This is a genomic window from Bacillus piscicola (genome assembly GCF_022458745.1).
GTDB lineage: Bacteria > Bacillota > Bacilli > Bacillales > Marinococcaceae > Alteribacillus_A > Alteribacillus_A piscicola.
On sequence record NZ_JAJJJF010000001.1, the window covers coordinates 298,642 to 325,258 of the forward strand.

Sequence of the window (26,617 nt, forward strand, 5' to 3'; positions counted from 1 at the left end):
TGACATGAGAATATTAGGAGAAAAAGTGGAAGCAGTCATTTTTGATAAAGATGGAACACTAATTGATATGGACTCGATGTGGCTTCCGTGGGCCGAAGATATCTTTCAGTATATGAAAAAAGGGTTGCCGGATGACCTGTTACATTATGAAGGATTCCGATTTGCTATCGGGATTAAAAAAGAGACAGGGGAAACGGATCCGAAAGGTCCACTTGCCATCGGCAGTATGATCGAAAGTGAAGTAATTGTTGCGACTAAACTCTATGAATGGGGAATTCCGTGGGACGCCGCCGTCGTACATGCAAAGGAAGGCGTTCATTACGCGAATGAAGTGCAGAATAATTCGGTCTCGATTCGTTCGGTCGCCGGTGTAGAGAATGTTTTGCAAAAGTTGAAAGCCGAACAGATTCCAATTGGGGTACTGACGGCAGATGATACGGACAAAGCCCACCAGCACTTGCGAAAATTAGGGATTCATCACTTTTTTGATTTTGTCATAGGAAGCGACCTCGTTGAAAATGGGAAACCTTATCCGGACATGGCTTACCTCGCAAGTGAGAAATATGGTGTGCCTCTCTCAGCAACAATGATGATTGGCGACACAAATGCCGATATGGAACTGGGAAAGCGGGCAGGTATGAAAGTCAGAGTGGGAATTACCCCTTCTGAAAATGAAGTAGATCATCTACATGAAGCGGACCATATTATTTATCATTATGATGAACTGACGATAACGCCTGATGAATAAGGAAGGGAGGACGATACGATGGACCATGCTTTAGTCGAACAAATTACGAGACTCGTCATGGAACAACTGGAGAAGCCATCTGATACTCGTCCGCTAACGAACGAAGAAATCTGGCATTGGCAGGAAATCGCACCTGCAGCTGCTAATGGGAAAGTGGGAAAACAAACGCAATTCAGGACAGAAATGCAGGACACCCGCCCGTTATCAGAGCAGGAAATCCGTGATTGGAATAACATTTCCGTTTCCTTTTCAAACGGTCGAAATCACAACCGGCAACAACATAAAGAACAGGTAAGATTTTCACATTTCTAAGGTAAAGACTAATAGCTAGACAGTGTTTTTTACAACAGAGGAGGAATTGGAATGGCTGGAGAAGTGAATGGTGCACTTGGTATGATTGAAACAAAAGGATTGGTCGGTTCCATTGAAGCGGCGGATGCGATGGTCAAAGCGGCAAATGTGAATATTGTAGGAAAAGTCCATGTCGGCGGCGGAATCGTAACGGTTCTCGTAACGGGAGATGTCGGAGCGGTAAAAGCCGCGACAGACGCTGGCAGTGCTGCTGCACAGCGTGTTGGCGAATTACTTTCTGTTCATGTCATCCCACGTCCGCATAATGAAATATCTGGAATATTACCTACGGTTCAGTAACGTAAAACTTTTGACGCATCGTCCCATATCGTAATGGAAAGAGGTGAGAGGGTTGGGAGACGCACTGGGAATGATCGAAACACGCGGCATAGCTACTTCGATCGAAGCGGCTGACGTGATGCTGAAGACGGCTGATGTCCGCATCGTAAATCAAAACAAAAAGGACCCGGCTCTCGTCACCACTTTTGTTGAAGGAGATGTCAGTGCTGTTGAGGCTGCCGTGAAAGCGGGAAAAGAAGTGGCAGAACGTGTAGGCTCCCTCATCGCCTATAACGTCATTCCGCGGGCTTATGACGAAACAAGATCAGCACTCATCGGACGAAATTCGGTAGCCACTTCTGAAAAAGAGAAAACAACCGAAGATCATACTAAACATAAAGAAAAGACACCCCAAAGCCCTGCAGAAAAGGAATCAGCTGCCACAAAAGAAAATGCAACGACGTAAAGAACCTCTGCAAAAGGGGTTTTTTATTTTGGGAAAATGATAAATAAACGTGGCATGTTGGAAGAATACCAGGTAAAATTTTCATGTTGTGCAAAGCAACCAGATGATACGAGGGGAATGGGGAACATGAAGAGGGGAAAAACAAAAACATGGCTGCTGGCGGGTGCTTTGGCGTGGAGTAGCTTAGCCATTGTTCAGCCAGTCAGTGCTGCAAGCAGTTTTACAGATGTCCCAGAGGATTATTGGGCCTATGAAGAAATGGATGAGATGGTGTCAGAGGGGATTGTGAGTGGTTATCCGGACGGGACGTTTCGCCCACAGCAGCCTGTTACGAGAGCTCAAAGTGCCGTAATTCTCGGAAGAGCGCTTGATGTGGACACAGTCAAGCGTGCGGAGCCCGTTTTTTCTGACGTCACCCCGACGACAAGTGGTGCTGGCTACATAGCTGCGCTGGTGGAGGAAGGTATATTTAAGGAGGGAGATACTTTCCGGCCCGGCGAAAGCTTAACTCGTGCGCAGATGGCTAAGATCCTGGTAGAAGCGTTTGGGCTCGAAGGGAAAGGAGACAAAGTGTTTTCAGATGTTACGTATACATACTGGGCTTATGATTATGTAAGTACGTTAGTGGCGAACGAAATAACGACCGGTACGACACCGTATACATTCAGCCCGAGTGATCCGGTAACGCGTGTCCAATTGGCAGTGTTTGTCGAGCGGGCACTGGCTCACAGCAAAAAGGCGGAAGAGAATGTTCCTGAGGGGGAGAGTGATCATGCAGGTGAGACGACAGCACCGACTCCAGATGACCCGCCGGCTCCAGAGCAGGATGAAAAAGAGGATAAAGACGAGAAACGCTCACAAGGAATTGAATCACTGGCCGATCTTCGCCGTACCTACAGCGGTGAAATGACGGCAGAGGAAAAAGAAGTGTTACGCTTAGTAAATGAAATCAGGAAAGAACACGGACTTGCTGCCGTCAAAGCTAATCCTGATGCTGTACGACTTGCACGCTTTAAATCGGAGGATATGAGAGACCTCCAATACTTTGATCATATTTCTCCGGTTTACGGTATGGATATGGGATTAGATGAGAAGTTGGGTTTGCCGATAGTAATTAACGGTTCGAATATCGCAGCTGCTGCACCAACCCCGGAACTAGTCGTGGATGCGTGGATGAGAAGCCCGGGGCATCGTGACAATATTCTTGCTAACTACGTAAGCATGGGGGTCGGCGAAGCAGAGGGCGGAATATATTTGCGTTATTGGACCCAGATTTTTGTCTATGAAGAGCTGAAACAGTAGTATCCATAAATAGTAGAGCATGGGCTGAAGGCGCCCATGTTCTTTTTACGAACGAGTGTAGCTCTCTGATGAGGATCGTTGGTAGTAAAAAATCCCGCCGATCATCGTGGCATCCACTTTTACGTTCTTTACCTCTTCCGGGTCTACGTCAAGAATGGGTTGATTGACAATAATAAGATCAGCTGTTTTTCCAGGCTCAATACTGCCGAGATCATCTTCTTTATAACTGGCGAATGCACCGTTTATCGTATATTGTTCGATTGCTTCATAAATAGTGACTCGTTGGTTTGTTCCAATTTCTTTTCCTGATTTCGTTTTGCGTGTTACCGCCGCATAAATGCCGATAAAGGGGTTAGCAGTTGTCACGGGGTTGTCGGAACCGATCGCAGGACGCACGCCTAAGTCAAGCAGACTGCGGGCCGGGAACATATCGTGAACACGTTCTCCGTAATCGACGAGATAACCGTCTCCAAATTCGTAAAGAAAAGCTGGATTCAGAATGGGCACAGCTTTCGCTTTTTTAATACGTTCGCGAAGGTCGGCTTGGGCAATGCCGCAATGCTCAATACGATGTCTTCTGTCACTATCCGCCACTTCATTTGCTTTTTCAATACAAGTGATGAGCATTTCCACCCCTTTATCGCCCATCGCGTGGGACGTAATTTGGTTCCCCATCCTGCTTGCCTTGACAAGGGTCTCTTCCAGCTCCTCTTGTGTATAATACAGCACACCGGAGTCATGCGGATCGCTCGTGTACGGTTCGCGAGTAGCGGCAGTAGGACCGCTGCTGCTTCCGTCAATAAACAATTTCGCAGGCCCGACTGTAAAACGGTCATTCCCCATTTTCGTTAAAAATCCGCCTTCCAAAGCTCTTTCAAGAACTTCTTTGGAGCGGCTGAGGGAGCCCATTAACATGTACAGTCGCACATCGATGAATTGGTTTAATACGCCCTTTTGCAGCCACTGAAAATGAACATTCCCATACCCGCCTGCTTCATGCAAACTAGTAATCCCGTTTTCTATATACTCTTGGGATGCAAGCTGATAGCCTTTCATGATTTCCTCTTCTTCGTACTGAGAGAATTCAAACATGGCCATATGGATAGATTCAAAAAGTTGGCCGTTTAACCTGCCGTTTTCCCTTCCGAGTCTGCCACCCTCGGGATCTGGTGCATCATCCGCCAGGCCAAACAATGCAAGTGCCTTACTGTTTACAACGGAAGTGTGATTGCATGTCCGGGTAATAATAATAGGGTGTTCTACAGACACTTCATCGAGTTCTGCTCTCGTCGGATGGCGATTTTCACTAAGCTGTTTATGATTATACCCCCAGCCCCGGATCCACTCTCCGGTAGGTGTATCTTGTGCACGTTCACGAAGTGCTGTTTGAATCTCAGCAATGGAGGGAAGCTCTTTGCAGTTCACGCCCAATTTGTTTGTGCCATTAATTTCAATGTGGGCATGAGCATCTATAAAGCCGGGAAGAAGGCTTCGTCCCTTCAGATCAACCCAGGTCGTGTAGTCACCGGCATACGCCTGTATCTCTTCATTTGATCCGGTATCTAAGATCCGTTCCTCCTTGATGGCTGCAGCTTGGTGGACAGATTGGTTGCGGTCAACCGTTACCACTTGGCCATTGAAAAAAATAATATCCGCTTTCACACAAAGACCTCCTTGTACAGCTAACTACTCCCTCTTGTAACAACTAGTATAATAGGTTAGTTGTTTTGTTGTCAAAATTCAGACAAATGAAAAATGTATAAGCCCATTAAAGTTTAATCCCTTCATAAGGAGAGTCAAAGGTTAGGACTGTTGATTTCCACTGCAGGCGGTCGCTTTCCGCGGGCACGGCCTCAGCTAACTTGGTAAAGTAAAACCCTTTACCAAGTGGATCTTCGGCTCGTGCTGTTCCCGCAGGAGTCGCCGCCTTTCGTTACAATCAACAGATACCGACTCATTACAAATTTGTATATATTTTGTCGTATTTGTGATCCGATTAAAAGGGCTGTACATAATAATGTATTTTGTTTAGCTACTACTCTTTTGATGAGTGGGATCAGGTAGGACGTAGCGATCGCGGGATGCTTTTAAACCGGCTGTTAGAATAATAAGGACAACTGCTATCAGTACGAAAAGATACGGTCGCCACGTGTGAAAAATGTCGTATAAGAGTCCCATCAAAAACGGGCCGGTGGCAGCTAATAAGTAACCAAAGGATTGGGCCATTCCAGAAAGCATGGCGGCGTGCTGGGCATTTGCAGCCCGTAAGCTTAGGAAAGTAAGGGAAAGACTAATTGCAGCACCTTGCGAAATCCCCATTAAAAGAACCGATATGATGATAACAGGAAGATTTTGAATAAATAACAAACCGAATATCCCTAACATATACAAGGTGCAAATCCCAATCACAATGGGGGCTTGATTTTTCAATTTATCAGCAAGCAACGGAGTCATGAAACTAAACGGAATACCAATAATCTGTAGTAAAAACAGCATCCAACCGCCCAGTGATAAATCAACACCAAGTTCCTGCAAGACGTCGGGAATCCACGTAATTAACGTATAAAAGAGAAAGGATTGAAACCCCATAAAGAGCGTAACCTGCCAAGCAATAGGGGAGGACCAAATCGAACCGGAGGGACGTGGTGCTTTTTTTACTGGCTGCTCGCCCTTTCTTTTTCGATCTTTGTTAATCTGCGGGAACCAAACAAGTAACGCAACGAAACTTAAAATAGCCCATACTCCGAGTGTCATTTGCCAGCCAAGCCCGACATTTTCCGCCAGTGGAATGCTTAAGCCGGAGCCGATACTTGCGAAGAGTCCCATCATAGCCGTGTATAAACTCGTCATAATGCCGACTTTTTTTGGGAAGCTGTATTTAATAATTCCAGGTAACAGCACGTTACAAATCGCGATTCCTGAGCCAATTAATGCTGTGCCGGTAAAGATCAACGCGGTTATGGGGAGGGAGCGGACTAATGTTCCGGCTGTTAATATAAGGAGCGCAATAAATACGGCGACGTGGTTGCCGAAGCGCAGTCCCATTTTCGGTGCTAAGAGAGAAAAGACAGCAAATGAAAGCAGCGGGATCGTTGTTAAAAGTCCGGCCGTACTATTAGACATCCCGGTGCTCTCCCGAATGATCGGTACGAGCGGGCCGACAGCGGTAATAGCCGGTCGTAAGTTAAAAGCGATCACAATAATTCCTGCAATCAGCATAAAATAACCTTTTTTTTGTTGTTGTTCATGGGAATGAGAAAGTTGTGAGGTCATATGTAATCAAATAATCCTTTCAGTAGAATAAAGCACTTTTCTTCCATTCTATCTATTTTAATATAAGGTAGAGAAAACTGACAATAAAAAGCCTTTAAGTAGATTACTTTAAAAATAGAATAATGCGGCTCCATAGTGAAGATGGAACCGCATTATTGGTGGCTCGGTGAAGCGGTGGGAAGTTGGCAGGTGATATAACTGGTCTCTACTTATAATTAAGAGGAGACAGCTCGTTTGTATTGGTAGGGCTGATCACGGCAAATTTCTTCATATGCATCCACCACTTTTTGCAGGGCGTTCTGCTTGGCATCTTCATCGCTGCACGGTTGATGAATGATTGTTTCTGACAACGTTAAAAAACTGATATGCGGGTTAGATGAGGATAGAAGCAGTTCGACGTAGGGTTTATTTTCGTTCACTTGGTCCGCCTCCTTCTTGTTGAATGCCCGAAGTCATTAATGTATATTATAAATGCATGTTAACATGTAATATATTTGTAATAAATGACCGGAAAGTCATGATTTTATTTCCTGTATTTATTATTGTAGGAAAAAAGGAATCCAGAGAGCTGCTTATGAAAATGAAGGAGAATTTTTTTTGGAAAATTAGATTTCTGACATATAGCTGACATCTTTTTACTTTAAAGTGAGAAATGTGATCGGCAGAGAGCTGGTCCACACACCATCCCAATATTCAGGAGGGAAGCGAGGTGCTAACTGCTACCAAGAGTTCAAGTCGCAGATCGATGACAACCGTTGAGCTGGAAAAGAAAGCAGCAGAGCTTGAAATTGACACGAAGTATAAAAATGTATTTGAGATCGCACGAGAAGTAAAAGAAGTGGAAGTACGATTACTCGCAGCTGAATATGGAATAACTTCTGAAGGAAAAGACGTAGCTACACTCGAACAGGAAGTTGAAAAAGCCATGCTAGGCAGATAAGTGTCCATTTGATGTGCTGTCCCCCCGCAGCACACACCCCATACCTAAAATTGTCCAGAGCTTAAATGCTGAAGAACAGTCACAGACACTTGGTTACTATTTTCATTACCCCCCTTTTAAATATAGAAATCCCTGACGAATCGATCAGGGATTTTCTTTTGTTATAATAGGAAGAAAGTAAGCGCTAGTCGGGCAAATTATCCAGAGGTGAAATGAGGTTTGGCGGTGACATGGAGAAAATTTTGCTAATTGAAGATGAAGTGGCCATTAGTAAGGTGTTGCAAGCTTATTTACAAAAAGAGAATTATGAAGTGAGGGCTGTTTTTCATGGGAATGAAGCAATCCCCACATTCTATGAATTTTCTCCGGATCTAGCCCTCATTGATGTGATGCTGCCCGGGAAAGACGGGTGGGAGATCTTGGCGGAAATTCGTAAAGATAGTACCTGTCCGATTATTATGTTGACGGCGTTGGATGACATCGACTACCGTTTGCGAGGGTTGAATGGCGGGGCAGATGATTATATCCCGAAACCTTTTGACGCAAGTGAAGTGGTGGCCCGAACGAAGGCAGTATTGCGGAGAAGCAGGCAGGCGATTTCGGAAGAGTCTGTTCAGCAATACGGAAGTTTAGTCATTAATCAGAAATCCCATCTTGTCAAGCTTAACGGGGTGGAGGTGCCGCTCACACCGCGGGATTTATCACTTCTCTTATTTATTTCCAGGCACCCGAATCAAACGTTTGACCGGGAACAACTGATTGAACATGTTTGGGGTATCGATTATGAAGGCAGTGACCGGGCGGTTGACTTGTCCATTAAACGCATCCGCAAGTCTTTGCAAAACTGGCCTGCTGCAGAAGGAGAAATTAAAACATTACGCGGATTGGGGTATCAATTTTGTGCGAAAGAATGATAAAACGAAAAAAATTTCATTGCTTCGGTATTGGACTACCCGGTATTTTTTGACCCTCATTATCGGGCTTCTCCTTGTTGCCGTCTTGTCCATCATTTGGATACGCCACACAAATATGGAGCACCGCTTGAGTGTAACGAAATACCTCGTTCAAGAAATAGCCGATCGCTTCGTTGAGGAGCAGGAAGGAAAAGCGGTACCAAGGGCTGGAATTATTGATTACATCGAACAGCGCAAAAATTTATTAGATACCGAAATAGACCCGATCATATACATTGTGAATGCGAAAGGAAAAGTCATAGCTAACCCTTTCGATCGTAATCCGTATTCGGAGGAATATTTTCCCCTGCAGCTACTGAAACCCGAGAATAGCATTCAGCGTTTGCAGCTGGAAAATGGGGCGCAGTCCTACATAGTGAAGACGCCTATTCTTTACGAGGATATAACGGTAGGCTGGGTGGTAGCTATTCAGCCTGCACGTAAGCTGACAGAAATGAATGAAGAGTACCGGCTTCTTGCAATTATGTTGGTTTCCCTAGCATTGATTGGCTGGGCGACGATTTATTTTTTATCAAGAAGATTGTCGCGGCCGATCCAAGATGTAGCCCGTGCGGCAACACACATCAAAGAAGAAAACTATAATTTCACCCTTCCGGAAGAGATCCGGGAGCAGGAAGTTCATGAATTAGTGCATTCTTTCAAAGACATGGCTGGCCGGCTTCAGCAGCTGGAGGGCCTTCGTTCGGAAATGCTCGCCGGTGTGACACATGAATTGAAAACACCTATCACTTCTATAACCGGACTCATTCAAGCAGTTCGCGATAACGTAGTGGAAGGAGAGGAAGCAGATGAATTTCTTCATGTGTCCTTACAAGAGGCGAATCGTTTAAAGGCTATGGTTTCTGACCTGCTTGCATTTAATTCATTTGTGGCGCATGCCGTCCCCGTCACACTTGAAACCCATGAAATCAATTCTTTAGTGAAGGAAGTGTTGCATCAATGGCAAGTGGCGAATGAAACGGATGAGATGAAGGTAACCGTTGCTTATTTGGAAATCCCCCGGAATGTGCAGGTTGATGCGATCCGCTTTCAGCAAATCATTGTCAATTTGTTAAATAACGCGAAACAAGCGATTCAAGGTGATGGCCGTGTCCATCTTTCCGTAAAAGGTGGCGGGCCAGAAGAGGTGAACATTGACATTATTGATGACGGGCCGGGAGTGAAGGATGAAGATAAGGAATTGATTTTTGAGCGGTTCTTTAGAGGGAACAATAAGAAGTATGATACACACGGGATTGGGCTTGGTTTGCCGTTTAGTAAAATGATGGCCCGGAGTATGAAAGGTGAGCTTCGTTTAAAAGAAAGCAACCCCGGGCGCACTGTTTTTTCTTTACAGTTACCGATTATTTCAAACGATCATGAAGGTTAATAGGTCTCCAGATCACTAAACGTAGCCATTTCCCGCACCATTGCGCACGCTGCTTGTAAGATAGGGAATGCCAGAGCAGCACCTGTCCCTTCTCCCAACCTCATTTCCAGGTCAAGCAGTGGCTCTTTCGCTAACATGTCGATTGCAGCAGTGTGTCCGGGTTCAGCAGATCGGTGGCCAATGAACATATAATCCGCAGCACGCGGTGCGAGTGCCTGGGCAGTTAACGCAGCAGTCGAACTAATAAAACCATCGACCAGGACCGGGACACGTGCCGCTGCAGCAGCGAGCATCGCACCGGCCATCCCGGCAATCTCGAAGCCGCCAACTTTAGTTAACACATCGATCGGATCGTTACTGTCAACATTTCTATTTTCGAGCGCTTGTTCAAGAATACGCTGTTTTTCATGCAAGCGCTCCTTTGATAATCCTGTCCCAGGACCAGTTACCTCCCGGATGCTTTTCCCGCTTAGTGCAGCGGTAACAGCACTGCTTGCGGATGTATTACCAATCCCCATTTCGCCGAGAATCAGGCACTTTATCCCCTTTGAGTGGATCATCGTTTCAGCGGCATCCTTGCCTGCCTGAATGGCCGCAACGGCCTCTTCTTTTGTCATGGCATTTTCTTTGAGAAAGTTTGCGGTGCCGTTGTTGATTTTCCGGGAAATTATGCCGCTTGCATGCAAATTTTCTGCCATTCCAATATCAATCAGCTGAAAGTGAGCACCAATTTGTTTGGCAAACACATTAATCGCCGCTCCGCCATGTAAAAAGTTTTGTGCCATTTTTGCTGTGATTTCTTGCGGAAAAGCAGAGACTCCTTCTTCGACAATCCCATGGTCCGCCGCAAATACTAAAATACCGGCCGGGTCGACTTCGGGAAACGCATCTCCCGTCATTCCAGCAAGCTTAGCTGCTATTTTCTCCAAGCGTCCAAGACTGCCGGGAGGCTTCGTCAATGCATCTATGTAGGCGGCGGTTTTTTCTTCTGTTTCCTTGTTCCATTGCGGGATCTGTAAGTTCCATTCTTCCTGTAACATCATAGGTCTGTCCTCTCTTTAATAGTATTCTATCGGGTTGCGAAAATGGAGCTGGCCTTGTGTTCCGGCGGGGTAAACTGTCTACACCGTAGGGCCATAACACTCTTGCTTCTCTCTAGGTCTAGAGTTCTTAGAGTTGCAGTAATTGGTTGGTCAATTCATAAACGATTAGCTTTTGATAATCCGCGTTGTTGCCGTAACGGGCTTTTATCTCTTGATATGCTGCCAGTTTTTCTTCTTCATAACGCGGCTCGTCCGGCTCCATGTTCTTATGCTTAAAGAGGAGCATCGGCTCTTGAATATAAGCAGGACGCGGTCCCCACGTGAAAAGCACGTGTCCTTCCTTATCGGTAAGAATTACTTTCGGAACCGAGCGGCCTCCCATCGTCAGAAAATGATCCATTACATCATCGTGATCTTCGAGTACAAACATTTCGACGGGAATGGCTGCTTCTTTCATAGTTTCCAGCACAGGTCCTAGGTTAGGGTGAACGTCTCCGCACCAATCGCCGGCAATAATGGCACAACGGAGGTCGTCCCTTTCCTGGAGGGGAGTCAATGCAGCACGGTTATGATCCTCCCACGTAAAGGATTGGTACCATTTTTCGAATTTTTCCCGGTACTCCGGCCGCATCTTTTCTATAAATGCTTCCGGGGTTATTCCTTCTCCAAGTTTACTCTGTATGTTTTGAGCTGATAACATGTTCCATCCCTCCTTCAACCTATTCTAGCACGTTCTAAGGACAATGATAAAAACTTCGCGCTGGCTGATTCGGATAGGGATATGTTTCATTCGTCCGTCGTGAAGGAATAGATATCGGTATAGTTGCGCGTTTAGAAAGAAAGACGGTAAACTGATTGAAGGACGATAGAAAAAGAGGAGGAGTTGCAACATGTACGATATTATTGTAATTGGGGGCGGTCCCGCCGGAGCAAGTGCTGCAATTTTTACAGCGAAAGCGGGCAAAAAGACACTCGTTTTAGAAAACGATCAAAGCGTGACGAAAGCGGCTTGGCTTCAGAATCATTACGGTGCTCCGGATATGGGAGGCCCTGAATTGTTGGAGGTCGGCAAAAATCAGGCGGAACAATTTGGTGCTGAATTTGTAAGAGCAGAAGTGAGTGATCTGAAAAATCAGGGCGACGCGAGCGTGAAGGTGGAGACAGATCAAGGGAGCTATGAAGCACAGCGTGTGATCCTTGCTACCGGCAACTCTGCTAAGCTTGCCGAGGCGGTCGGCATCAAAACAAAAGCAGGAACGGAACCACGAATAAAAGTAGTGGTCGACACAGACGAAGAAGGAAGAACGAGCATGAGTAATGTTTGGGCTGCCGGCGTTGTTGCGGGAGCTAGTGTGCATACGATTATTACTGCCGGTGACGGAGCAAGTGTTGCGATAAATGTGTTGAGTGAACTGAATGGGGAACGTTATGTGGACCATGATATGTTAAAAGATAAAAAATAAAAAAGCAGTTAAAGGAGAAATTGGATGGAAGACGAATTTGTTTACGGAAATACACCGTGTTTTTTAAACAGTAAAAAGATTACCAGTAATGCAGATATGAAAGCAGTAGATGCAGTTGTCTACGGTGTACCTTGGGAAGGTGGTGTGACTTGGGGGAACTATACGAGCTGCGAGATGGGGCCGAAAGTGATGCGGCTTGCTTCCGGACGCTATTCCGGATTTCTTCCTGAACTAGATGCTATAGACGTCTTCGAGCATATAAAACTTGGCGATCTCGGCGATGTGACCATTAATTGGAATGACCCTGAAGAAACGATGGAGCGGATTACCGATTTCACAAAGGAAAACGTCTGGAACACCTCTGTGTTACCAATCGGATTGGGAGGAGATCACAGCATTACATACCCAATCATAAAAGGGTTGGTAGAAGAACGCGATGTAACAGTCGGTATTATTCACCTGGACGCTCATTACGACAATGCGGTTTCATTTGCCGGGGAAAAATATGCCCGAAACACCCCGTTTGCCCGTCTATATGAACTTGACGGTGTCCGGAATGAGAGCCTGATTCATACTGGAATTCACGGGCCGCGCAATAAGCCCGAGAATGGCAAGAGGGCACAGGAAGCCGGAGCCGTAACGATTACCGTCCGCGATATTCGTGAATGTGGAGACATTTATAAAATGTCGGATGAGATATACGCGAAAGCAAGCCAGGATGTGGATGTTGTGTATTTATCGATTTGCAGTGACATTCTCGATTATGCATTTAATCCGGGAGGACCGCCGGATGCAAATGGCTTGACCTCCTACGAATTACTCACTCTCGTCCACGAATTCGCGAAGAAAGGTATCGTTGGGATGGACTTTGTGGAAGTGTACCCGGAAACAGATGTCAACCAATTTTCTGCCCATCTTGCTTCCACCATCATTTTGTATGCTCTTGCAGGTGCTGCGCAAAATAAATAGAAAAAAGGCTGGTTTTCTTCCTATTGTTGAAAACCAGCCTTTTCAATGAGAATTTTTACACGTTGGATCTTTTCAACGTTCTGAAGGACGTCGCTATTTTCCTGGGAACGCGTTTATACGGTGTCATAGGCTCCTAATGACGCTACTATTTTCTTGACAGCACTTTTATACGACTTCATAGGCTGTCAATGACGTCGTTATTTTAACACCATTGCATTTTCACGTCGTCATACGCTTCCTATGACGCAGCTATTTCTCCGACTAGGTTTTTTCACGCCTTCATACACCCCTCCATACACCCCAACGGTCCCCCTGGTAGAAAATGAGCCTTCTTTAAGACAAAAGAAAAAACCGGCTTTTACGTGTTGAATTCCGGTTTTTCAAACTTATTTTTTTGGAACAAGGTTGAAAATATCCCCTGTTTCAAATAAGGTGATCACTTCATCGAGCCAACTATAATAGTTGATTGCCCGCTCAAGTGTACGTCTGTCTTTCTCTATCTCATCCGTTAGCGATTCATCGGTAGTTTCTTCATATAGCATTTTCAATTCAGATAAAGCATCCGCAGCAGCTTTCTTATTCGTGTCAATTGCTTCTCTCCAGCGGTTCACGAATATGGACACGAACGATTTATACCAGTCATCATCCGTTTGATAGAGGTCTTTTCGCACTCCTTTCTCCCAAACACGCGTGACCATTCCAGCTTCCGTCAAGGACCGGACACCGGTGCTCATGCTAGTCTTGCTCATCGCAAGTGCCTGGCTCATATCATCTAACGTCATTGGGAATTCTGAAAACAGAATGGTACCGTATAATCTGCCATTCGTTTCTGTAATCCCGTAAAGATCCATGTTTTGAGCGATTGTTGATATAAATTGATGTCGGGTTTTGTCTAAAGCCTGCCACCCATTCGAATTTTGCTGCTGGCACATTACAGGGCCTCCCTTTAGTTGAAATAGGGGCATTCGTTGTAATGAAAAGAATGATATCAATACAATTAATAAAAATTTTAACAGAATAATGTCTAGACTCCAAACAGTGAAAAAGTGAGTAAACCTGTCATAAAAGACAGGGATTTATAGATATGAGTACATAACATTTGTACAGTAAAAACTGTACAATCCAAACAAACGATAGAGACTGTAAACGGCGTTTGATACTTTGTTACTACTCCCGTATAGTAAAGAAAGTGTAAGACGGAAACCAATTAAATGGTGAAGAGGTGTTGAAGGGTGGCCAAAATAAAAGTTGAAGGCCTAACCAAAGTATTTGGAAAAAAACCAAAAAGAGCGTTAGAGCTATTGGAACAAAATAAAACCAAAGATGAAATTTTAAAAGAAACTGGTAATACAGTCGGAGTGAATAAAGCGACATTTGACGTCAAAGACGGGGAAATTTTTGTCATTATGGGGCTTTCCGGCAGCGGTAAATCGACACTTGTCCGCCTTCTTAACCGGCTTATTAATCCAACTGCCGGCAAGGTTTGGGTAGACAGCGAAGACCTATCGACGATGGATGAGAAGACACTAAGGGAAACACGCCGTAAAAAAATGAGCATGGTCTTTCAGAAATTTGGATTGTTTCCTTTTCGAACGATAGCAAGTAACGTCGAATACGGGCTCGAAATTCAAGGAATGGCCAAGGAAGAACGAGCCGATAAAGCGCAGAACGCTTTGGAGCTTGTTGGGCTGAAAGGCTATGAAAATATGTATCCTGAGGAATTATCCGGGGGTATGCAGCAACGTGTCGGTCTTGCCAGAGCACTTGCAAATGATCCGGATATTCTTTTAATGGACGAAGCTTTCTCGGCACTGGATCCGCTTATTCGTAAAGATATGCAGGATGAGCTGATTGATTTGCAGAACAAAATGCAAAAAACAATCGTCTTTATTACTCATGATCTGGACGAAGCACTGCGTCTGGGCGACCGGATTATGATTATGAAAGGTGGTTCCGTTGTTCAGATCGGGACACCGGAAGAAATACTGACCGAGCCAGAAGATGAATACGTGGAGAAATTCGTTGAAGACGTGGACCGCTCGAAAGTATTTACAGTAGGGAACGTGATGATGCGGGCTGAAACGATCAATATGGATAAGGAAGGGCCGCGCGTTGCAATGCAACGAATGAAGGATGCCAAGATCTCCAGCATTTTTGTCGTAAATCGTGAACGGAAGCTGATTGGGATTGTTCATGCTGATGATGTCTCCAGGTTAATGAAAGAAGGGAAAAACAGCGTGGAAGAAGTCATTGACCGAGATATCCCAACGACGACCAAGGATACTGTCTTGAAAGATATCTTAGAATTACTGACATATAAATCGAACGTGCCGGTCGCTGTTGTGGAAGACGAGAAAATCAAAGGAATCGTTGTCCGTGGTACTGTTGTAGCGGCACTTTCTGGAAGTGAGGTGAAACTCAATGGAATTTCTTCCTAGATTGCCGCTTGCCGACTGGATCGATGCATTTGTAGACTGGTTGAAAAACGCGGATTTTATCTTTGATGGGTTGACTAGTTTCATTGATGTTATTCTGACGGGATTGGCCGGTGCTATCGGTATTCTGCCTTCCTGGATTTTAATCATTGCTTTTACAGCCTTAACGTTTTGGTTTGCAGGTCGTAAAGTCGGTCTCGCAGCCTTTGTGTTGATTGGCTTGTTGCTTCTTGATAACATGGGTTATTGGGAAGACATGGTCTTAACCTTAGCCATTGTGTTGACCGCGGCTATTATTTCTGTCGTAGTCGGGGTGCCTTTAGGGATCTGGATGGCAAAAAAACAGGCGGTAGAGGGAACGTTAAGACCCGTACTAGACTTTATGCAGACAATGCCTGCTTTCGTATATTTAATACCTGCCGTCGCTTTTTTCGGTATTGGAGAGGTACCGGGTGTTGTGGCATCTGTTATTTTTGCGATGCCTCCGACGATCCGGTTAACGAACTTGGGTATCCGCCAAGTATCCACAGAAATGATTGAAGCGGCAGATGCCTTCGGTTCTACGGCTATGCAGAAACTTTTTAAAGTACAGCTGCCAATGGCAAAGACGACCATTATGGCGGGTGTCAACCAGACGATCATGCTTTCCTTATCCATGGTTGTTATTGCTTCCATGATTGGGGCAGGCGGACTTGGAACAGCTGTTTATTATGCGGTCGGCCGTAATGATGTTGGCGGTGGTTTTGAAGCTGGATTTGCGATCGTCATACTTGCTATTATATTAGACCGTTTGACACAAAGCTTCAGTGAAGGAAAAGACTAGCGTTTAACTCTATTTCCAAAAATAAATAGAGTAAACATATAAAAATTTAAAAAAGGGAGAGGGTCAAACGATGAAGAAAACATGGAAGCGTGTTGGCGTCGCTGCAGGACTTTCGATGTCACTCATTCTCGCAGCTTGTGGCGGAGGAGCAGACGAAGAGGAACAAGGAGCAGAGGGAACTGATACAGATACGGAGCAGCAATCAGAAGGTTCCGCAGAAGAAGGCGGAGAAGCTGCCGGCGGTTTTGGTGAAGAAATCGACTACACGATTACAGGAATTGATCCTGGTGCTGGCGTTATGGCAGCTGCAAACCAGGCAGTGGAAGATTACGGCCTAGATGGCTGGGAAGTACAAACTAGCTCTGGTGCAGCGATGACAGGTGCGCTCGGTGATGCAATTGAAAATGAAGAGCCTATTATTGTTACCGGCTGGAATCCACACTGGAAATTTGCTGTGTATGACTTGAAATATCTAGATGATCCAAAAGAATCTTTTGGTGGGGAAGAAGAAATCCACACGTTCACTCGTCAGGGACTTGAAGAAGATGCGCCGGAAGCATTCCAAGTTTTGAGCAACTTCAAATGGACGGACGCCGACATGGGGAAAGTAATGAGTGCTGTTCATGAGGGCACTGACCCCGAAGAAGCTGCTCGTGAGTGGGTGGACAACAATGAAGATCTCGTAGCTGAATGGACTGACGGTGTGGAAAAAGTAGACGGCGGTGACATTACGCTTGCAATGGTTGCCTGGGACTCTACAATCGCATCTACAAATGTGATGAAAACAGTTCTTTCTGACCTTGGCTACAATGTAGAGGTCAGCTCGATGGAAGCGCCAATTATGTATGGCGCCGTTGCTGAAGGAAAAGCAGATGCTCTTCTTGCAGGTTGGTTGCCAGTCACTCACGCTAAATATGTTGAGGACTACGGAGATCAAATCGTAGACGCTGGTGTCAGCATGACTGGAGTAAAGATCGGTCTTGTTGTTCCGGAATACATGGATATCGACTCCATTGAAGATCTTGCACCGAAAGAATAACTACTACAAACAAAAAAGAAGCTGTCCGCAAATGGACAGCTTCTTTTTTTAACCTAACCGCCGCTCACTGGTGGAATAAGCGCAAGAGTGTCTCCCTCTTTTAAAGTAGTGGAGCCGTCCGCGTAGTTTTCATTAACGGCGACCATGGTGTGGGAGAGAGAAGATAAGTTGTATTCTTCTTCTAAATGCTGCTTCAGGTCATCCACCGTGATGTTGGTTTTATCGACTTCGATACTTTCTTTCCCTGTTTCATCCTGCAAACGAGCAAAAAACAACACTTTAATCATTCGAAGCTCCTTTCGGGAGGCTTTCCTTCTGGATAGGAAGTGGTACCTAACTGATCTCCCACCCATGAGGTACCGTCCTCCCAATGTTCTTTTTTCCAAATCGGAACAATTTGTTTAATGCGTTCCATGATGTATTGATTCGCTTCATACGCTGTTTGTCGGTGGGGGGAGGATACAGCAACCACGACTGCGGCATCCGTAATCTCTAAGCGGCCGATGCGGTGAGTTACCGCGGATATTGCTTCCGGCCATTTTTCGCTCACTTCTTTGTCGATATCAGCCAGCATCTTTTCCGCCATGCTTTTATAGGCTTGATACTCAAGGTGCAAGGTGCGTCTGCCATGTGTGAATTCTCGTACAGTACCTAAAAATGTTGTGATCGCCCCACATTCCCGGCGAATGACTTTATGAATCACATCATCAACAGAAATGGGTTCCTCTGTTACAATAAAACGTTTTTTTTCTGTCATACGGATGCCAACACCTTTTGAAAAATAAAATCAACCACTTCTTCCGTTGTAGAGAAGAACGGAAAATTGCCAGCTTCCTGAGAAAAGTCTTCCCTTCCTAGGACACAGATGATATTCGAGCAGTCTCGCAGTAATGGAACATCATCGGCCTCACGGAGAAGGACAATTTTCGGATAACTTGCTTGTTTATACCCTTCTACAAAAATGACGTCAGGATTAAAATGTTCATAAATTCGAACAAGTTCTGTTAAGGTCCAGCTTTCTTGATAAGCTTGTAAATAGAGCTTACCGTCCCCTTCTGCAGAAGACAGAAAGGCACCGGCACGATTATGACGGGTGCTGTCTTTTTCCACCCATTCCTCTTCCGGGTATCCGCCATGCCCGTGATGCTTAATAGACGCGGTTTGCAGGCCATGCTCTGTGCTTTTATGAATGAGTTTCTCCATTAATGTCGTTTTTCCGCTGTTCTGGTAACCAATTATCTGTATGACGGGACAATGTTGTTCCATGGCCACTCACTTCCTTGTTTGTCTTCCAATAATAGAATATCAACTTCCATGCCCTCTTTGTACCCTCTTGTGCCACCGGGGAGAACAATGAATGCATCCGCCTCCGCGAGGGAAGTTACAGATCCAGACTTATCCAAGCCGGCAGGAACAGCTGCATATTTGCCGTCTTCATCAGAAAGAGAAGCTCGTACAAACCTCGTAAACGGATTCGGCTTTGGGAAGTCCGCTCCTAACAGCGCTTTTGTCTTGCGCAGATGAGGTTTAGTTGAAAACAAGGCACGCCGGATGATTGGTCGCGCGAATAATTCAAAACCAACATAGCAAGCAGAAGGATTCCCGGACAGCCCGTAGAATAATTTGCTGCCAATTGCCGCTACGGTTGTAACGCTTCCCGGACGCATGGCAACTTTATTAAAAAGGACATCGGCATTCAACTCTTTTAAAATGGCAGGAACGTAATCGTAATCACCGACGGAAACGCCGCCTGTGGTAATTAGAATGTCCACTTGCTCCAGAGCATCCTGAACGGCCTGTAAACAGGTATCGAAATCATCTGCCAACTTACCAAAATAAATAGCAGAGCCCCCTGCTTTTTCAATTTGAGCGAGGATCATGTAGGCGTTACTGTTCCGAATCTTACCAGGAGAAAGGGGTTCGTTTACTTCCAGAAGCTCACTGCCTGTCGCAATCACGCCGATCACTGGTTTTTTCGCGACGGGAACCTTGCTGTATCCAAAAGTAGCGAGCAATGCGTGAATTCCGGGGTTAATATATGTACCTTTTTCTACAAGCGCTGTGCCCTTTTTTGTATCTTCCCCTTGGAACGATATGTTGTCGCCGCTCTGAAACGGACGTTTTATACTGATATACTTTTTATTGTTTTCTTGAAATTCATGAACAAGCTCTAACATGACGACCGCGTTACAATCCGCGGGAATTTTCGCACCGGTCATAATCCGGACAGCTTGGAAGTCTTTTACTTCTTCGTCATACACAGAACCTGCTCCGATTTCCGCAATCACTTCAAATGTAACGGGCTGTTCGCGCGAAGCATTTTTACTATTATCGGCAATAATGGCAAAACCGTCATAGGGAGAGCGGTCAAAAGAAGGAACATCGTGATCAGCTGTCAGATCCTGTGCAAGAAAGCGGCCGTACGCATTCTCAATATTCACCCAATCCAGCTGTGGTTGTTGAACGTGTTCCATTACACGGGTAACCGCATCGGAAACCGGGAGGGGGGTTCGTTTTTCTACTGCCAATTCCTTCAACTCCTTCCGTGATTTGATTCCTTAGTTTGCTAAATAACGATAGTAGAGATTTTTTGCCTTCTCGATTTCTTGGGTGCCATGAATGAGGACGCGGCCATCCTGGAAAACAGACAACTTGCAATCAGGGAAAGCACATGTCAGCACGTGATTGTTTTGGCGGACTTCCCCATGTGTACGGAGTGTGTCGGCCAGTGCTTTAAAATTATATGATCTTGGCTCGGCAGGGCGGATTTGGACCGTATTCCTTCCGCAGAGAACGTCCAGTTTTGTGTGCTGTTCTTCTACAAGATAAGGATAGGTGCGTTCGGTGCCGCAGGACGGACAGTTCGTCTTTTTCACGCCTGCTGTTTTTATCAGCTGATGCTGTGCTTTCCAAACGTCAAAAAGAAGAAGTGACTCTCTAACTTCCTCGTTTCTTCCTGTTAAAAGCTTCATTGCCTCTGCTGTTTGATAAGAAGCGGTCATTTGCACGGCCGGTGAAATGATACCAGACGTTTCACAGCTCATTCCTCCGCTAGGAAGGACGGGCAGAAGGCAATGAAGGCATGGTGATTTTTCAGGTAAAAACGTATAGGTCATGCCAAAGCTTCCTGCAAAAGCACCGAATATCCATGGCAACGAGTATTTTTGGCAAAGATCATTGATGATAAATCGAATCTCGAAGTTGTCAGAACCGTCAATAATGACGTCTACGTCACGAATCAACTTTTCCAGATTATCCGCTTTCGCATCTAATACGTAAGCTTTCACGACCGTATCGTTATTTAAACGTTGCAGCCGTTCCTTTGCTGCTAATGCCTTTGGCGTATGGTTTTCGGCATCTTGTTCGGTATACAGCTGCTGGCGGTGCAGGTTGCTCCACTCCACTACGTCGCGGTCAATAATCGACAGGGTGCCGACTCCTGCACGTACGAGCATTTCCGCGTTAGCACTACCAAGCGCCCCCGCGCCGAGAATCAGTACATGTTTTTGTTGAAGGCGTTGTTGTCCTTGTGATCCAATTCCCGGAAAACGTTCCTGTCGTGCGTAACGGCTTTCCACCCTTATTCCTCCTCTGAGAATGAATATAACGTATATGTTAAGAGCGAAGGCGCAAGTATTGCTTCTCCTTGCCAGGAAAATTCCTTGCGCCTCTTCTTGCTATCCCCCGATATAAGACATCTCAATCTTTTTACGGTTCTTTACCGTTTCCTCTGTACGTTCATCGGAATATCGGTCGGTTCGCTTTTGCCAGATTGAATCGATTTCTTGTTTGATTTCTTCTTTTGAATACCCTTTACGCAAGAGTGCACGGAGATCATGCCCTTTCTCTGCAAAAAGGCAGGTGAAAAGTTTCCCGTCAGCAGAAATGCGCGCACGTGTGCAGCTTGAGCAGAACGTTTCGGAAACCGATGAGATGAAACCCACTTCAACATCTGTCTCTTCGTAACGGTAGCGCGAGGCCACTTCACCAAAGTATGCTTTTTCCACCGGAACAAGGGGGGCGATACGTGTCAATTTATCGTGGATTTCTTTTTTTGTAACAACATGGGAGAAGTCCCATCCGTTTGTTTGACCGACGTCCATAAATTCGATAAAGCGAAGAGTGATTCCACGTTCCTTACAATAAGTGGCCAGTGGAATAATTTGATCATCATTCTCGCCTTTTTTTACGACCATGTTGATTTTGACTTGGAGACCGGCAGCCAATGCGGCATCAATACCTTTGAGAACAGCATCTGGTTTAAAATTGCGACCGTTCATTTTTTGAAACACTTTCTCGTCTATCGCATCAAGACTTATATTCACTCGCTCCAGCCCTGCCTTCTTTAATTTTTCTGCCTGATGAACGAGTAGAACACCATTTGTAGTCAGCGCAATATCTTCAATCCCCGGAACAGTTGCTAATTGTTCAATTAAGGAAGACAGGTTCCGCCGCAATAGAGGTTCTCCGCCGGTAAGTCTTATTTTTTCTACGCCCAATTCGGCAAACTGTTCTGCAAGCGTAGTAATTTCTGCAAATGAGAGTAGCTCAGATTCTGGCATAAACGGATAATCATCGCCAAAAACCTCCGCAGGCATACAGTACGTACAGCGGAAATTGCAACGATCAATCACCGAGATTCGCAAGTCTCTTAAGGGCCGGTTTAACTTGTCCGTCGTGTGAGAATACGTCATGGTCATCTCCTCCTTAAGAGAAACCGAAAATTCTATAAAACCCTTGCTTAGAGGTAGCCAAGGAAGTTAAGTTGCTACTGATAAAAATAATGCTAGTATAGAAAATATGACTATCAATACTATCTTTAGTGTAACAGAAAAGCATAAAGGAGGACAAAAATACATGCATCCAACTAATGAGAATATTAAAGGAAAAATCGGTGTTCTAACAGTTAGTGATACCCGCACGAAAGAGACAGATAAAAGCGGAAAAATTATTCGCGACCTGATGGAAGAAGCTGGGCATGAAGTTGTCGCGTATGACATTGTGGAAGATGACCTGAAAGAACTGCAGAGCCTTCTGAAAAAGTGGCTGGACCGTGACAGCCTGCATGCCATTATCCTAAGCGGCGGTACTGGCTTTTCGCCGCGGGATGTTACGTATGAAGCGGTCTCCGGGCTTCTTGAAAAGGAAATGGAAGGTTTCGGCGAATTATTTCGGATGCTAAGCTACGATGAAATAGGAGCAAAGGCGATGTTCAGCCGTGCCGTCGGAGGAAGTGCTAACGAAAAGGCTGTATTTGCATTACCTGGATCATCAAATGCAGTCCGACTCGGTGTCAACGAATTAATTATTCCTATTCTCCCGCACTTTATTGAAGAAATACAGAAAAAATAAAGTCAAGGAAGGGGGCTGACACCATCGCTCCCGGGAACAGGACAGACTTCCCGGCAACCATCCTATGATTTGCTCTCAATGAAGTCGCTATTTCAACGTTTCCACCTTTTTGCGACTCCATATGCTTTCAATGATGCCGTTATATTGTAAATAGTATCTTTTCACGACGTCATACATGCTCAATGAAGTCGCTATTGTATCTCCCATCCTTTTTTGTGGCGTCATTAGCCTTGTATGACGTTGCTATTTCTGCGGCAATCCTATTTCACAACGTCATACACGTCGGGTTTTTTACATAAAAACAGCTGCCGGCGTGTTAAGCTGGCAGCTGTAAAAGAAATGGTTGAAACCATTTCGGGCACTGTGAAAAACTTCCACAATGCCCATCTATAAGAGGTATGGGGGTGGGGTAGTATTTATATACCCGCTCTCCACAATTTTAACCATAAAAAAGTCCAGTTTTTTAAAAAAACCGGACTTTTTTTAAAACGCTACCTATTTAGTTACTGCCGAAAAACTCTTTTGCCTTCTCCAGGTAAGGTTCCGTCTCAGGTGTAAGTTCTGTATCTTCAACGATAGCTTCCACCGGACAAACGACGATACAAGCTCCGCAGTCGATACAAACATCGGGATCAATAAAAAATTGATCGTCTCCCTCTTCAATGCAATCAACCGGACAGACATCTACACAGTCGGCGGCTTTTTCTCCAATACAAGGCTCGGTAATAACAAAAGCCATCCGTTCCACCTCCTTATTAACAGCCCATGTGTCACAAACTCATGGTGCAATCCATATTATTTAAAAAAGACCTGCTTTTGGCAGGATTTTATAATACCCTGAAACCACTATACTAAAAGGAAACCGATTTGCAAATAATCATGCTTCCTTTATACGTTTATTTTAACAAATATCAAGGGAAATTCCGAGGTAGAAAATGTACTTATTTTTAATTTTTGTCGAAAACACCGTATTAACTCTTGGAAAAAAGCAGAAATAACTATACAATTATTGTCAATGATAAAAAGGGAAAAGCATTCGTCAAATTTTTCTTGAATTGACTTTTAAATAATGTGTGCTTTCAAAACTCTATTGTTGCACATTTGCAGCTAACTTCCATTCGCTCTGGGCGGACGCTTTCCGCGGGCAACGCTTCAGCTTCCTCGTGAGCGAAGATCGCTCACTGCGGGATCTTCAGCTGTTGCTTTTCCCGCTGGAGTCGCCGCCCGACGCTCTTTTCAGTTTCGAAAAAACAAACACCCTTTTTTATTTTTCGAGTTGCTATTTAAGTTAACGAGTGAATTTTTACACATACAAGGGAAAAGAACGATATGATATAGAAAGTTCGTGAAGGGGGATTTTTCGTGGAGAAAAGAAAACAAATCACGGCGCTCATGCAGGAAATTTTAACCGAGTCAGAGAACAATCCCACTAAGACTACAGAACAAGTCATCTACGACCTCTCTTGTAAATTACGACAAATTTACACAGACTACCAAAATGAACCGCGAGAAGGTTAACTTGTGTGAACAAAAAAATTAAAACAGTAATCCCCCTTCTGTTCGTGGCGGGGATTCTCGTTGTCGCTTCTTCGATGTCTTATGAACAGCAGGATTTACGCGGTTACCTTCATATGCTGCCGATCGCTTGGCTGGAAAAAATAGTTGGTGATGTGACGTTTACATACTCCTCCGGAACGGTCAGTATAGAAGAAAAAGGTGTGGCTGGTTTTATTGAATTTTTCATTCGTAAAGGTACGCATGTTCTGATCTATGGATTCATGACAGTTTGTGCGTATGTTGCTTTGACGCCGTACCGGCTCAAATTTCACCAAAAGCTGGCGTTGGCTTTTTTGTTTATCACACTGTTTGCCGTAGTGGATGAAGTTCGTCACTTTTTTCACCCGGATCGGACAGGCCTCTGGCAGGATGTTGTCCTCGATATGAGTGGGGGTGCACTTGCTGTGATGGTCCTCATCTTTTACCGGCACCGAAGAAAAACGAAAGGAAGATGAGCCATGGGACGTTGGCTTTCCCTCCTAATAGTGGGGATGACGATAATGATTGGATCGTTCGGTTGGTGGCATTGGCAGAAGCAAAGCGAACAAGTAAACGCGGAATTAACCAATGTGTCATCTGCAGCGCCAAGCACGGAGAAAGTAGCGCAAGACACAGAGAACACCGCAGAAGTACTGGAAAAACAGCGTCCGCCTACACCAGAGCGTAAAGAACATAAAGAACAAACGACAGAAGTTCCACCGGCCAGTGAATTGGCAGCACCGTTTGCCAATCAATTTGTCCGGATTAATGAAAAGTATAAAAGTGAATTAGAGGACTACTTGCAGCAGGCACGAAAGGAATACCAAGAACATCTTCCTGAGAAAAAGCAAGTGCATAAAGATATTGTTGATAAATATAGGGGGAAAGCGGATCAGCTGGAAAACCAATTAGACGAGCTTTTCGAAACGCAAATGGAAGCGCTAAAGGAGTCGTTACGCAAAGAAGGATACGATGAATCTTATACATGGGAATACGAATGGGAATACGAGAACGTAAAAGAAACGAAACGTATCGCATTTATCCGTGAATTAATCGCGTTACGAAGCTTCACCTAAACGGAAAGGAGTGGGCAAGATGAAAAAGTGGATCGGCTTAGGAGCAGCCTTGCTCGTCGTCCTTGCTGTCACGGGAACATTGGTATTTAATAATAAGGTAGAACAAACGCAAGGGGAACTCGAAGGTGTGGACCGGAGCTCGAAAGGAAAAGACAGCGAGCTGCATGCCGCGGATACAGAGGAAAATGAAAACAAGGCAGAAGCCGGAGCGCCCAACGCAACCTCAGAAACCGGGAAAACAGGAAAAGACGCGGCTAACAGCAAAACAAAGAACGAAGATGCCGCAGACGGCGATAATAACTCTACCTCTCGTACGGAGAAGGCCAAGAATGCGGCCGACAAAACAGAATCCTCGGCAAAAAACAAGGATGACCGCACAAAGCAAACGAACACCACCGGTACAAGCCCATCAGGATCTAGTAAACCTTCAGCCACAAACAACCAAAGCGCAAATGCTATCATGAACCAATACGAAGCAGAATTCCGGGCAATGGAAGGCAAATATGAAAGCCAATTAAACGGGCTGATTCAGCAAGCATACGAGGAATATATGAATGAGGGGAGTGTTAATCAAGGAAAATACAAATCCAAAGCAGCAAGTTTACAAAGTACAGCGGACAGCGAGTTTTACAGCACGTACAGTCAGCTGAAGAGTGATTTGGAAAGAAATGGACACAACCCCTCTCAAGCTTCGAAATTCAAGAGTATTTATGAAGGAAAAAAAGCAGCAAAACGGGATGAGTTAGAAAGCTTTGTTCAATAGGTTTGTTAAAGGAGTTACTTTCACATACAGTTAATGGCACCCGAACAATTAGTGTATAGTATGGAGCGGTTGATTTCCACTGCAGGCGGACGCTTTCCGCGGGCAACGCCTCAACTTCCTCGGAAGCAAAGTTCGCCTCCTGCGGGATTTTCGGCTGTTGCTTTCGACGAACACGACGTTCTAGTGTCGGTGTTGGTCACAGGACGTGACCGTTTTTAGCCGACGCACGCAGGAGTCGCCGCCTTCCGTTACAATCAACAGATATATGTAGGCTTTAACGAATAATGTTGAGTTGTTTTATACAACTGTTCGGAAATAAGGCACCTCTGAACTTGATTCCAGTAAGTAAGGTTTAGCTTGCTTCTCAACGTTTGACGATCCAGCAAGGAGAAGTCCGGAGTAAGTCTATTAATCTA

General features: G+C 45.1%; 31 protein-coding genes. 18 read left to right on the forward strand and 13 right to left on the reverse strand.

Going from position 1 to position 26,617, the window contains the following annotated elements:
- Positions 1 to 4 precede the first annotated feature (4 nt).
- From LOR49_RS01395 to LOR49_RS01415, 5 genes are all read left to right on the forward strand, one after another.
- Complete coding sequence (locus tag LOR49_RS01395; protein ID WP_240374275.1) at positions 5 to 748, forward strand: HAD family hydrolase; 744 nt, start codon at positions 5 to 7, stop codon at positions 746 to 748.
- 18 nt (positions 749 to 766) lie between these two features.
- Complete coding sequence (locus tag LOR49_RS01400; protein ID WP_240374277.1) at positions 767 to 1,060, forward strand: hypothetical protein; 294 nt, start codon at positions 767 to 769, stop codon at positions 1,058 to 1,060.
- A 51-nt stretch (positions 1,061 to 1,111) separates the two neighbouring features.
- Positions 1,112 to 1,399: a BMC domain-containing protein gene (locus LOR49_RS01405; RefSeq protein ID WP_240374279.1), complete on the forward strand. Its 288-nt coding sequence runs from the start codon at positions 1,112 to 1,114 to the stop codon at positions 1,397 to 1,399.
- 43 nt (positions 1,400 to 1,442) lie between these two features.
- Positions 1,443 to 1,844 carry a BMC domain-containing protein gene (locus LOR49_RS01410; protein ID WP_420830382.1) on the forward strand — a complete coding sequence of 134 codons (402 nt, stop codon included), beginning with the start codon at positions 1,443 to 1,445 and terminating at the stop codon, positions 1,842 to 1,844.
- A gap of 126 nt (positions 1,845 to 1,970) precedes the next feature.
- Complete coding sequence (locus LOR49_RS01415) at positions 1,971 to 3,146, forward strand: S-layer homology domain-containing protein (protein WP_240374282.1); 1,176 nt, start codon at positions 1,971 to 1,973, stop codon at positions 3,144 to 3,146.
- A gap of 45 nt (positions 3,147 to 3,191) precedes the next feature.
- Here LOR49_RS01415 and LOR49_RS01420 read toward each other — a convergent pair whose 3' ends face one another.
- The 3 genes from LOR49_RS01420 to LOR49_RS01430 form a co-directional block, all read right to left on the reverse strand.
- Complete coding sequence (locus tag LOR49_RS01420; protein WP_240374284.1) at positions 3,192 to 4,808, reverse strand: amidohydrolase; 1,617 nt, start codon at positions 4,806 to 4,808, stop codon at positions 3,192 to 3,194.
- Between the two features lie 366 nt (positions 4,809 to 5,174).
- A complete protein-coding gene (locus LOR49_RS01425; protein ID WP_240374286.1) occupies positions 5,175 to 6,365 on the reverse strand; it encodes a CynX/NimT family MFS transporter in 1,191 nt (396 codons plus the stop codon).
- A gap of 269 nt (positions 6,366 to 6,634) precedes the next feature.
- A complete protein-coding gene (locus tag LOR49_RS01430; RefSeq protein ID WP_240374288.1) occupies positions 6,635 to 6,838 on the reverse strand; it encodes a hypothetical protein in 204 nt (67 codons plus the stop codon).
- 290 nt (positions 6,839 to 7,128) lie between these two features.
- Between LOR49_RS01430 and LOR49_RS01435 the strand changes: the two genes are divergently transcribed.
- From LOR49_RS01435 to LOR49_RS01445, 3 genes are all read left to right on the forward strand, one after another.
- Positions 7,129 to 7,359 carry a hypothetical protein gene (locus tag LOR49_RS01435; RefSeq protein WP_240374289.1) on the forward strand — a complete coding sequence of 77 codons (231 nt, stop codon included), beginning with the start codon at positions 7,129 to 7,131 and terminating at the stop codon, positions 7,357 to 7,359.
- Positions 7,360 to 7,589: 230 nt separating this feature from the next.
- Positions 7,590 to 8,273, forward strand: a complete 684-nt coding sequence (locus LOR49_RS01440; protein WP_240374290.1) for a response regulator transcription factor — start codon at positions 7,590 to 7,592, stop codon at positions 8,271 to 8,273.
- Positions 8,260 to 9,702 carry a HAMP domain-containing sensor histidine kinase gene (locus LOR49_RS01445; protein WP_240374292.1) on the forward strand — a complete coding sequence of 481 codons (1,443 nt, stop codon included), beginning with the start codon at positions 8,260 to 8,262 and terminating at the stop codon, positions 9,700 to 9,702. The genes LOR49_RS01440 and LOR49_RS01445 overlap by 14 nt, the downstream gene beginning before the upstream one ends.
- Here the strand turns inward: LOR49_RS01445 and cobT are convergent.
- Both cobT and LOR49_RS01455 read right to left on the reverse strand, forming a co-directional pair.
- Positions 9,699 to 10,745 (reverse strand): nicotinate-nucleotide--dimethylbenzimidazole phosphoribosyltransferase, encoded by a 1,047-nt coding sequence (gene cobT / locus LOR49_RS01450; RefSeq protein ID WP_240374294.1) that lies wholly within the window; start codon positions 10,743 to 10,745, stop codon positions 9,699 to 9,701. The two genes, LOR49_RS01445 and cobT, sit on opposite strands and share 4 nt — an antisense overlap.
- Before the next feature lie 127 nt (positions 10,746 to 10,872).
- Positions 10,873 to 11,445, reverse strand: coding sequence for a thioredoxin family protein (locus LOR49_RS01455; protein ID WP_240374296.1), 573 nt, complete (start codon positions 11,443 to 11,445; stop codon positions 10,873 to 10,875).
- Positions 11,446 to 11,635: 190 nt separating this feature from the next.
- Between LOR49_RS01455 and LOR49_RS01460 the strand changes: the two genes are divergently transcribed.
- Complete coding sequence (locus tag LOR49_RS01460) at positions 11,636 to 12,208, forward strand: FAD-dependent oxidoreductase (RefSeq protein WP_240374298.1); 573 nt, start codon at positions 11,636 to 11,638, stop codon at positions 12,206 to 12,208.
- Positions 12,209 to 12,232: 24 nt separating this feature from the next.
- A complete protein-coding gene (locus LOR49_RS01465; protein WP_240374300.1) occupies positions 12,233 to 13,177 on the forward strand; it encodes an agmatinase family protein in 945 nt (314 codons plus the stop codon).
- A gap of 386 nt (positions 13,178 to 13,563) precedes the next feature.
- Here LOR49_RS01465 and LOR49_RS01470 read toward each other — a convergent pair whose 3' ends face one another.
- Entirely contained in the window at positions 13,564 to 14,109 is a 546-nt protein-coding gene (locus LOR49_RS01470) for a GbsR/MarR family transcriptional regulator (RefSeq protein WP_240374302.1), read from the reverse strand.
- Positions 14,110 to 14,409: 300 nt separating this feature from the next.
- Here LOR49_RS01470 and LOR49_RS01475 point away from each other — a divergent pair, with 300 nt between their 5' ends.
- From LOR49_RS01475 to LOR49_RS01485, 3 genes are all read left to right on the forward strand, one after another.
- Positions 14,410 to 15,615: a quaternary amine ABC transporter ATP-binding protein gene (locus tag LOR49_RS01475; RefSeq protein ID WP_240374304.1), complete on the forward strand. Its 1,206-nt coding sequence runs from the start codon at positions 14,410 to 14,412 to the stop codon at positions 15,613 to 15,615.
- Entirely contained in the window at positions 15,599 to 16,435 is an 837-nt protein-coding gene (locus LOR49_RS01480) for an ABC transporter permease (protein WP_240374306.1), read from the forward strand. Before LOR49_RS01475 ends, LOR49_RS01480 begins: the two co-directional genes overlap by 17 nt.
- Before the next feature lie 70 nt (positions 16,436 to 16,505).
- On the forward strand, positions 16,506 to 17,474 hold the full coding sequence (locus LOR49_RS01485; protein WP_240374308.1) for a glycine betaine ABC transporter substrate-binding protein: 969 nt from the start codon (positions 16,506 to 16,508) through the stop codon (positions 17,472 to 17,474).
- Positions 17,475 to 17,527: 53 nt separating this feature from the next.
- Here the strand turns inward: LOR49_RS01485 and moaD are convergent, their stop codons facing one another.
- The 6 genes from moaD to moaA all read right to left on the reverse strand — a co-directional run bounded on the left by moaD (position 17,528) and on the right by moaA (position 22,174).
- Positions 17,528 to 17,761 carry a molybdopterin converting factor subunit 1 gene (moaD, locus tag LOR49_RS01490; RefSeq protein ID WP_240374310.1) on the reverse strand — a complete coding sequence of 78 codons (234 nt, stop codon included), beginning with the start codon at positions 17,759 to 17,761 and terminating at the stop codon, positions 17,528 to 17,530.
- Entirely contained in the window at positions 17,758 to 18,231 is a 474-nt protein-coding gene (locus LOR49_RS01495; protein ID WP_240374312.1) for a molybdenum cofactor biosynthesis protein MoaE, read from the reverse strand. The genes moaD and LOR49_RS01495 overlap by 4 nt, the downstream gene beginning before the upstream one ends.
- Complete coding sequence (gene mobB / locus LOR49_RS01500; protein ID WP_240374314.1) at positions 18,228 to 18,740, reverse strand: molybdopterin-guanine dinucleotide biosynthesis protein B; 513 nt, start codon at positions 18,738 to 18,740, stop codon at positions 18,228 to 18,230. Before mobB ends, LOR49_RS01495 begins: the two co-directional genes overlap by 4 nt.
- Complete coding sequence (locus LOR49_RS01505; protein WP_275899446.1) at positions 18,710 to 20,002, reverse strand: molybdopterin molybdotransferase MoeA; 1,293 nt, start codon at positions 20,000 to 20,002, stop codon at positions 18,710 to 18,712. The genes mobB and LOR49_RS01505 overlap by 31 nt, the downstream gene beginning before the upstream one ends.
- A gap of 30 nt (positions 20,003 to 20,032) precedes the next feature.
- Entirely contained in the window at positions 20,033 to 21,052 is a 1,020-nt protein-coding gene (locus LOR49_RS01510) for a ThiF family adenylyltransferase (protein ID WP_240374316.1), read from the reverse strand.
- 99 nt (positions 21,053 to 21,151) lie between these two features.
- Positions 21,152 to 22,174: a GTP 3',8-cyclase MoaA gene (gene moaA / locus LOR49_RS01515; RefSeq protein ID WP_420830384.1), complete on the reverse strand. Its 1,023-nt coding sequence runs from the start codon at positions 22,172 to 22,174 to the stop codon at positions 21,152 to 21,154.
- Positions 22,175 to 22,331: 157 nt separating this feature from the next.
- Here moaA and LOR49_RS01520 point away from each other — a divergent pair, with 157 nt between their 5' ends.
- Positions 22,332 to 22,826, forward strand: coding sequence for a MogA/MoaB family molybdenum cofactor biosynthesis protein (locus LOR49_RS01520; RefSeq protein WP_240374325.1), 495 nt, complete (start codon positions 22,332 to 22,334; stop codon positions 22,824 to 22,826).
- 499 nt (positions 22,827 to 23,325) lie between these two features.
- Here the strand turns inward: LOR49_RS01520 and LOR49_RS01525 are convergent, their stop codons facing one another.
- Positions 23,326 to 23,565, reverse strand: coding sequence for a DUF362 domain-containing protein (locus LOR49_RS01525; protein ID WP_240374327.1), 240 nt, complete (start codon positions 23,563 to 23,565; stop codon positions 23,326 to 23,328).
- A gap of 623 nt (positions 23,566 to 24,188) precedes the next feature.
- On the opposite strand from LOR49_RS01525, the gene LOR49_RS01530 reads away from it, so the two are divergent.
- From LOR49_RS01530 to LOR49_RS01545, 4 genes are read left to right on the forward strand one after another with little or no spacing between them, the layout of a single operon-like run.
- Positions 24,189 to 24,344 (forward strand): hypothetical protein, encoded by a 156-nt coding sequence (locus LOR49_RS01530; protein WP_240374329.1) that lies wholly within the window; start codon positions 24,189 to 24,191, stop codon positions 24,342 to 24,344.
- Between the two features lie 5 nt (positions 24,345 to 24,349).
- Positions 24,350 to 24,838, forward strand: a complete 489-nt coding sequence (locus LOR49_RS01535) for a VanZ family protein (protein WP_240374331.1) — start codon at positions 24,350 to 24,352, stop codon at positions 24,836 to 24,838.
- Positions 24,839 to 24,841: 3 nt separating this feature from the next.
- The gene (locus tag LOR49_RS01540; protein ID WP_240374338.1) at positions 24,842 to 25,438 is read left to right on the forward strand and encodes a hypothetical protein; all 597 of its coding nucleotides are present in this window, start codon (positions 24,842 to 24,844) and stop codon (positions 25,436 to 25,438) included.
- 19 nt (positions 25,439 to 25,457) lie between these two features.
- Positions 25,458 to 26,201, forward strand: a complete 744-nt coding sequence (locus LOR49_RS01545) for a hypothetical protein (protein ID WP_240374345.1) — start codon at positions 25,458 to 25,460, stop codon at positions 26,199 to 26,201.
- Positions 26,202 to 26,617 lie beyond the last annotated feature (416 nt).